This window comes from Hydrotalea sandarakina, from assembly GCF_003254115.1.
Classification (GTDB): Bacteria; Bacteroidota; Bacteroidia; order Chitinophagales; family Chitinophagaceae; genus Hydrotalea; species Hydrotalea sandarakina.
The window spans coordinates 1-6,625 of sequence record NZ_QKZV01000016.1 but is presented as its reverse complement, the minus strand read 5'-3'; the positions used below and the strand labels follow the sequence as shown (position 1 = coordinate 6,625).

The following is a 6,625-nucleotide window of genomic DNA, read 5'->3' as shown; positions in this document are numbered from 1 at the left end:
CTCTATTCCGGTGAGTTGCTCTGATAGCTTTAGCATTTCTTCCAGCACTTCATTATGTAGCTTAGCTTTACGCAGTTCGGCTTGCAGTTGTTTTACCTCGGCTGGTAATGCCGCTGCTTCCTCTTTCCTCTTAGAAGCTTGCTTAACAGGCTTTATTTTTCCTTTATACTTACTCACCCAACTATGAATTTTACGAAAATCAATGCCATGTTTTACTCCTAATTGGCGATAACTGTAATCGCCTGTTAAATACTCGGCTATAATAGCCTCTTTTTTAATTGCTTTTTCTAACATATTTTGTCCAAATTTAAGTGACGATTATTCGTCAACCTATTTTAGGACAAGACAGTGAGATTGAAATTGAAGTTTGTCTGTCAGTAGGTAAAGTTTTCCGCCAACTGCTTCACCATTAATAAAGTGATTAGCTCCTCCTGAACGAATAATGGGTTTGCCGTCAAGATTTGCAATTTGTGTTTGTTTCTTAACTGTCTTGGAAGTCACGAAGAAATATAACGCTGTCCCGAAAGCAAGTCCAGAAACTGGTCCAGCAATTAAAGCGTAATGAGTGTCAAACCGAACTGCAAAAAAAAGTCCGAGTAAAAGTCCAAATGCCAGTCCAGCTAAAATTGCGTTTCTAATTTCTGTCATAATTTAATGTCGTTTTTGTTGTCCAGTTTTTTTGTTTTTCGTCTGTCAGTTTCAAGTTAGCGCTGGTGTCATAGCATGACCGCTAACGGTTTGGCAGCTTGGCGAAGTGGCGGAATTCGGAGCACAAAACTGTCATTACACCACAAAATTTGATGTGAGGTAGAATGTTCAATTAACCACTGAACCCGCCATTTCGCCAAACTGCTGTTGTGTGCTGTGGTTCTATTCTTCGTCATTTCCAACTGTCGCAAATTTTATAGTTGTCTGTTCTAAAAATGGTTTTAGTCTTTTCTCTGCCAAGTCAATGTACTCTTGTGAAATATCGTAACCAACAAATTTTCTTTCCGACTTTATAGCTGCAACTGCTGTTGTTCCACTACCCATAAAAGGGTCAAGAATTATGTCTCCTTTAAATGAATAAAGTTGAATTAGTCTATAAGGTAGTTCTTCTGGAAAAGGTGCAGGGTGTCCAATTCTTCTTGCACTTTCTGCATTCATTGTCCAAATAGATTTTGTCCATTCCATAAACTGCTCCTTATTTATAGAATTTTCTTTTTTCCCTTTTTCTCTTTTGTAATCTCCTTTTGAAAAAATTAAAATGTACTCGTGAATGTCTCTTAAAATTGGATTGGCTGCACTTTGCCAACTGCCCCAAGCTGTTGAAGGACTTGCACTTGCTGCCTTGTTCCAAATGACTTCACCACGCATATTAAAGCCAATGTCTATCATCATTTTAGAAACATAGTCAGAAAGTGGTATGTATGGTTTTCTGCCAAGATTGGCAACATTTATACAAGCACGTCCACCATTAACTAATACTCTATAAGTTTCTTTAAATGAGTTTTCTAAAAATTGTAAATACTCATTTAGTGATAAATCTTTATCATACTCCTTTGAAACATTGTAAGGCGGTGAAGTAATCATTAAATGAACTGAGTTGTCAGGCAACTCTTTCATATTCTCTGCTGAGCCAAGAATAAATTTATTTTCTAACTCGACAGGAAAGTCATTTTCATTCTTATCAAGAATTTTTTTGTCGCCAAGCTTTGTGTAAAGTTTAGAATTATAAAACTTTGAGCTGTCGTGGTTAATTCTTCCATTTGTTCCGAAAGCACTTGTTTCTGTTCCTTTTGGTCTTTTCATTTTAGCTTCGGATTAAAGTTAAAAATTTCTCTGCTTTTGCAATGTCTGTGTTTTCTTGACTTGCAATTCTTATAATTTCTCCAAGTTTCAATTTTGAAATCATTGAAGAAAAGTAATTCATATCATTGGTTACAAGTTCTTTGCAATTATTGAAGAGTTGTTCTCTATCTAAAATTGTTTGAAACCCTAATTTTGGTGTGTTCTTTACATAATCAGAGTTTGTAGGATTTGGGTTCAAAGACCAAAAACCTTGAATAACTCCTGATGTTTTTAAAAAATCTACCTTCTTAATATAGCTGTCAGTTATAGGACTGTTGCCTAAAACAACCATTGGTATTTTTGTTGAAGCTATACCTGAAACACGAATATTGATTGATTTGCCAATTGCTTTAAGCATTGAGTCAGAACGTAACAATGAAGGATTTCCTTTATGTTGTTTGTAGTCGCCTACATATTCAACATTGTTTGGGTGTGTGAATTTATAATTTGAAACCACACTCATTTTAATTTCAAACAGAAGTTTTATGTTTTCAGGTTTTTGAACAGTATTGTTTGTTGTGCAAAACGCAAGGTCTGCACTTGATTGTCTTGACAAACCAAGTTCGTCACAAACTACACTATTTACTGCGTGTAACCCTAATTCTTTGGCGATTGGTTCAAAAAGTGTTTTGCTCCATTTTTCAGTAAACTGTCCTATAAGCGAATTTCTACTTTGCAAGGTTTGTCCTTCTGCGTCTGAGCCTTTTGGAACATAGGCAAAATAACCACCTTGTAAGTTGTAAAATAGCTGTTCTGGGGAAGCAAAATTCTTTAATGCTTCTGTAAAAAATTGTATCTCAGTGTCGTTGTTCCAAAGTGTCATCTTCTATTCTTACTTATGTTATTTTTAGGGTTCAAATTTACTCTTATTTGTCGGGTTACTTGCATTTTCGGTGTCTTTTTTCCATTGCACACCAACGTTTTGCGGCTTGGCGAAGGTGGCGATTTTTACCACAAATGTTCATACGAAGCACGCACTTCAAATTTACGAAAAACTGTCATACGAAGCACGAAACCGCCACTTTTGCCAAACCGCTGTTAGCACCAGTTTTTCTTTGTCTGTCGGTGAACACAGATGATTTATTCGTTATTCTTTGGGGTCAAATTTTACCATCCATTCAATTCCGTATTTGTCTCGAAACATAGCAAAATAAGTCCCATCAGGATTTTCGTCCAGAGGCATTTCAACTTGTCCGCCTGCTGAAAGTCCATTAAATATTTTGTAGGCTTCTTCTTTGCTTTCTGCACTGATTGTAATTTTGCTTCTGTTTTCTTCTTCACTTACTTTACCCATTACTTCTAAAATGTCGTTAGCCATTAGAACACTACCGCCAATAGGCAAAGAAATATACATTAGTTTGTTTTCTTCGTTTGCAGGAATTGGATATTCAGGGCTTGAAATTTCTTTAAAGCGAACAACCTTTGAAAACTCACCGCCAAATACTGATTTGTAAAAGGTAAATGCTTCTTCTGCATTTCCATTAAAGTTGATGTGTGGATTAATTTGTGCCATTTTTTTATTTGTTTTGATTGTTATTATTTGAGTTCTGATAAAATAATTTTCTTTTGATTAAGTGTGTTTTTCATTGCCTTGTCTCTAACTTTTGGGTCATCGCTGTTTATAAGGTCAAAGTATTCAACCGGCACAACTTGCCACGATAAACCATATTTGTCTTTACACCAGCCACAAGAACTTTCTTGTCCGCCATTTGTAGTCAATGCATTCCAATAATAATCAACTTCTGCTTGGTCTTTGCAGTTAATGACAAACGAAACAGATTCATTAAATTTCTGAAATGGTCCTGCTGCTAAAATATTTAATTCCATTCCAGCAATTTCTACAATTGCAGTTTCAAAATTACCACCACCTGCTTCTGGTGGATTTGTATATTTATGATGCTCTTTCATTTTACCATCTTTAAAAATGGAAAGGTAATAATCTGCTACTGCTTTTGCGTCTGTTGTCTCTACCCAAATTGAGGGTGTAATTTTTTGTGAAATCATTTCTGTCTTCTTTGTTGTAGTTGTATCCGTATTACTGTTTTCGTGTGCATTCTGTTGAAAATTTCCACAACCCATTAAAGTCGCTATTGATACGGCTGTCAATAATTTAAGTGTATTTTTCATAGTGTTATTTTTTAAGTGTTTGTAATAAATTCCCTAATTCATTCAAGGTAGCTGTAAACCCTTCCTTGAAGCCCATTTCTATCATCTTTTCCATTCTTTCAAGCGATTCGTTATAAATTGAAATACTCACTTTTGTTATTCCATTTTCTTCGCTAAAAGTTAAATCCCAAGATGAACCTGGAGGAAATGGATTTTCGTCTTTATCAGCAAACACACTTTCAAACTTGAAATTAGTTTTTGGTGAAATAGATGTATAAGTTTGAATGGAATAATTTAATTCCTGTCCTTCTGCACTCACCATTGCATAAAATCTTCGTCCGCCTACTTTAAAGTCCAAAACTTTTGTTCTTGATTCAAAGGGTTTAGGAGCCCACCATTGGTCGAGAATTTCTTTTTTGGTAAAGGCGTCCCATACCAATGATTGTTCGGCTTCAAATTCTCTTGTTATGAATACCGTCTTTGTTGATTTGTCAACTGTGAAGTCAAATAATAGATTATTCATTTTTTCTGTTTTTTAATTGTTGATAATACTTTGTCAAGTTGGTTGAAACGGGTTTCCCAAATTTTTCGGAACTGCTCTAGCCATTTGTCTATTTCTTTCATTTTGTTGATTTCAAGAGAGTAGTATATTTCTCTTCCTTGTTGTTCCTGTTTTACAAGTTCACACTCTGTCAAAATGCGAAGATGTTTTGAAACGGCTTGTCGAGTCGTGTTAAAGTTCTCGGCAATAGCATTTGGTGTCATTGCCTGTAATGCAATTAAGGCGATGATAGCTCGTCTTGTCGGGTCTGAAATTGCCTGAAAAATGTCTCGTCTCATTGTCTTATTGTTTTATTTGTGAAACTAATCGGTTGCAAATATATGTGCAACTTTTCGGTTTCGCAAATTTATTTTCAAATTTTTGTCAGATGATTGAAAAGTCGGTCGGAATTGTCGGTTTGCTCGGTCGTCCTAAAATTGGTGCTAACGTTTTCGGGCTTTGCGTTCGGGCGGGTTTCGGAGCACAAAACTGTTAACCAACACTGAACTTGAATAGAAGCAAAAAGCTCCAAGTTTGTACGTCACCCCGCCTGACGCAAAACCCGTGTTAGCGGGTCGTTGTTTATTTTTCTACAAGTTTCCTTAATCCGTCAATTACTACTGCCCAATTTTCAGAAGAATGTTTTGCTTTTTCTTCATCATAGTTTGACTGCGTGATAATCAATTCTGTTCCTCCTTTTGTTTGAGTTACTTCATAAGAAACTAATAGGTAATTTTCGGGTTTATCATCCAATCCACTCCAACTACTCAAATAAGAATAAGAAAGTTTCTTGTTGGGTAAAAATTCCATAACTACGCCTTTGTCAACATACTTAGAGCCTTCATATTCCCCTGTCCATAAAATTTTACTACCAACACTCCAATCTGTTTCTTGATTTGAGCCAAAAAAGTACTGTTTTACTAATTCAGGATTTATTAATGCTTCCCAAACTTTTTCTATTGGGGCTTTAATTAATGTCTGATATTTTGATTGATGATTTGTACGCATAATAATTTTATTTTTTAATGGATTGTTTTTAATGTTATTATTTCTGACCTAAATGAGGAAATTTATCTCCTATTAAGTTAAGTTCAATCCCAAATTCTAGATAAGCTTTTAGTCCATCTAAAACGGTAGTAAAGCCACCCGTATTGTTTTTAATTATCTCGATTAAGTCGTCACCTGTTTGGCTAAAACCGTAGTTTTTAATAACGACATAAGTTGAGTTATCTGTTAATGCTGTAAACTCAAAGTCAACCGTTGTTGTTGGGTCATCCCATTCAATTGTAATTTTTTTATTTGGTATAATTTCCTTTACCTGTATTCCACTTGAAACATAATACATTTCCCATTCCCAAGTGACTGTCTTGCCAACTTCTAATTGTCCGCTTGATTTAGTAAACCAAAATTTCGTTGTAATAGCTGGGTCAATAAAAGATTGAAAAACTTCTGATATAGATTTTCTTATCATCATTTGACATTCTACAGTCGGCAATTTGCTTTTCTCCATATTTTTTTCTGCTTTTTATTTGTTAATATTTCAGTTTTTGTCTGTTGATTAGTTTAGTAATTTTCTTTCTACCGTTTTATTTATTTGTTTATTTGACTGAGTCGCATTAATACAACGACCTCAAATTTAGGAAACACGCTGTTAGCAGTTCGTTGTTTTATTTTGCGGCAATTATCCATTCTGTTACTATGCTTGTCAGTTCTGTCTTTCCTCTTTCGATTTCTTGCAGGCTTTTGAAGGTTACTATTGCTCGGTCATTTTCTTTCCAAATTAACATTTTACTTTTGTTTGAAATTATTTTGTCTTTGGGTTGGGGCTGCTTGCTTGCTCCTCTATGAAAAATTAGTTGGACTTGTTTTGTAGGTGGCTGAATTCTCATCGTAATTCTGTCCTCATTGTTAAAACAATAGTTTGGCCCATTCCATTTTATATTTTCAGTCAATTCGTTATTCGCTGTTAATATACAATTGCGTAACTGCTCAATTTCATTTCTGAATGGGTGACTTAATTCGTCTAAAAAGATAGTCACCTCACTGTTTAGATTAGTCGTTTGTTTTGCCATTTTACAATGTGTAATAATTTATATTTTTTGTCAGTCTTTGAATGTTGGAATTTTCGTTCTACAATGACCGCTAACG

The 6,625-nt window shown here is 34.9% G+C and carries 11 protein-coding genes; all 11 read right to left on the bottom strand.

Translation table 11 applies throughout. From position 1 onward, the window contains the following. On the bottom strand, window positions 1-294 hold a 294-nt coding region (locus tag LX80_RS14155; RefSeq protein ID WP_111297303.1), incomplete at its 3' end, for a transposase. Between the two features lie 36 nt (window positions 295-330). Beyond that, entirely contained in the window at window positions 331-648 is a 318-nt protein-coding gene (locus tag LX80_RS14150) for a hypothetical protein (RefSeq protein WP_111297302.1), read from the bottom strand. 222 nt (window positions 649-870) lie between these two features. Next, on the bottom strand, window positions 871-1,791 hold the full coding sequence (locus LX80_RS14145) for a DNA-methyltransferase (protein WP_111297301.1): 921 nt from the start codon (window positions 1,789-1,791) through the stop codon (window positions 871-873). A 1-nt stretch (window position 1,792) separates the two neighbouring features. Continuing rightward, entirely contained in the window at window positions 1,793-2,653 is an 861-nt protein-coding gene (locus tag LX80_RS14140; protein WP_111297300.1) for a hypothetical protein, read from the bottom strand. 264 nt (window positions 2,654-2,917) lie between these two features. Then, complete coding sequence (locus LX80_RS14135) at window positions 2,918-3,343, bottom strand: VOC family protein (protein ID WP_111297299.1); 426 nt, start codon at window positions 3,341-3,343, stop codon at window positions 2,918-2,920. A 23-nt stretch (window positions 3,344-3,366) separates the two neighbouring features. Beyond that, complete coding sequence (locus LX80_RS14130; RefSeq protein ID WP_211307786.1) at window positions 3,367-3,957, bottom strand: VOC family protein; 591 nt, start codon at window positions 3,955-3,957, stop codon at window positions 3,367-3,369. A gap of 4 nt (window positions 3,958-3,961) precedes the next feature. Next, entirely contained in the window at window positions 3,962-4,459 is a 498-nt protein-coding gene (locus LX80_RS14125; protein WP_111297298.1) for an SRPBCC family protein, read from the bottom strand. Continuing rightward, window positions 4,456-4,776 carry an ArsR/SmtB family transcription factor gene (locus tag LX80_RS14120; RefSeq protein WP_111297297.1) on the bottom strand — a complete coding sequence of 107 codons (321 nt, stop codon included), beginning with the start codon at window positions 4,774-4,776 and terminating at the stop codon, window positions 4,456-4,458. Before LX80_RS14120 ends, LX80_RS14125 begins: the two co-directional genes overlap by 4 nt. Before the next feature lie 283 nt (window positions 4,777-5,059). Then, entirely contained in the window at window positions 5,060-5,485 is a 426-nt protein-coding gene (locus LX80_RS14115) for an SRPBCC family protein (RefSeq protein ID WP_111297296.1), read from the bottom strand. Window positions 5,486-5,522: 37 nt separating this feature from the next. Beyond that, entirely contained in the window at window positions 5,523-5,987 is a 465-nt protein-coding gene (locus LX80_RS14110; protein ID WP_170120476.1) for an SRPBCC family protein, read from the bottom strand. 157 nt (window positions 5,988-6,144) lie between these two features. Next, window positions 6,145-6,549 (bottom strand): DUF1801 domain-containing protein, encoded by a 405-nt coding sequence (locus LX80_RS14105; RefSeq protein WP_111297294.1) that lies wholly within the window; start codon window positions 6,547-6,549, stop codon window positions 6,145-6,147. Between the last annotated feature and the right edge of the window lie 76 nt (window positions 6,550-6,625).

Bases quoted from the DNA above. Each gene is read 5' to 3' on its own strand.
- LX80_RS14125 (WP_111297298.1), bottom strand. From the start codon at position 4,459: ATGAATAATCTATTATTTGACTTCACAGTTGACAAATCAACAAAGACG.
- LX80_RS14105 (WP_111297294.1), bottom strand. From the start codon at position 6,549: ATGGCAAAACAAACGACTAATCTAAACAGTGAGGTGACTATCTTTTTA.
- LX80_RS14150 (WP_111297302.1), bottom strand. From the start codon at position 648: ATGACAGAAATTAGAAACGCAATTTTAGCTGGACTGGCATTTGGACTT.
- LX80_RS14135 (WP_111297299.1), bottom strand. From the start codon at position 3,343: ATGGCACAAATTAATCCACACATCAACTTTAATGGAAATGCAGAAGAA.
- LX80_RS14110 (WP_170120476.1), bottom strand. From the start codon at position 5,987: ATGGAGAAAAGCAAATTGCCGACTGTAGAATGTCAAATGATGATAAGA.
- LX80_RS14145 (WP_111297301.1), bottom strand. From the start codon at position 1,791: ATGAAAAGACCAAAAGGAACAGAAACAAGTGCTTTCGGAACAAATGGA.
- LX80_RS14120 (WP_111297297.1), bottom strand. From the start codon at position 4,776: ATGAGACGAGACATTTTTCAGGCAATTTCAGACCCGACAAGACGAGCT.
- LX80_RS14115 (WP_111297296.1), bottom strand. From the start codon at position 5,485: ATGCGTACAAATCATCAATCAAAATATCAGACATTAATTAAAGCCCCA.
- LX80_RS14130 (WP_211307786.1), bottom strand. From the start codon at position 3,957: ATGAAAAATACACTTAAATTATTGACAGCCGTATCAATAGCGACTTTA.
- LX80_RS14140 (WP_111297300.1), bottom strand. From the start codon at position 2,653: ATGACACTTTGGAACAACGACACTGAGATACAATTTTTTACAGAAGCA.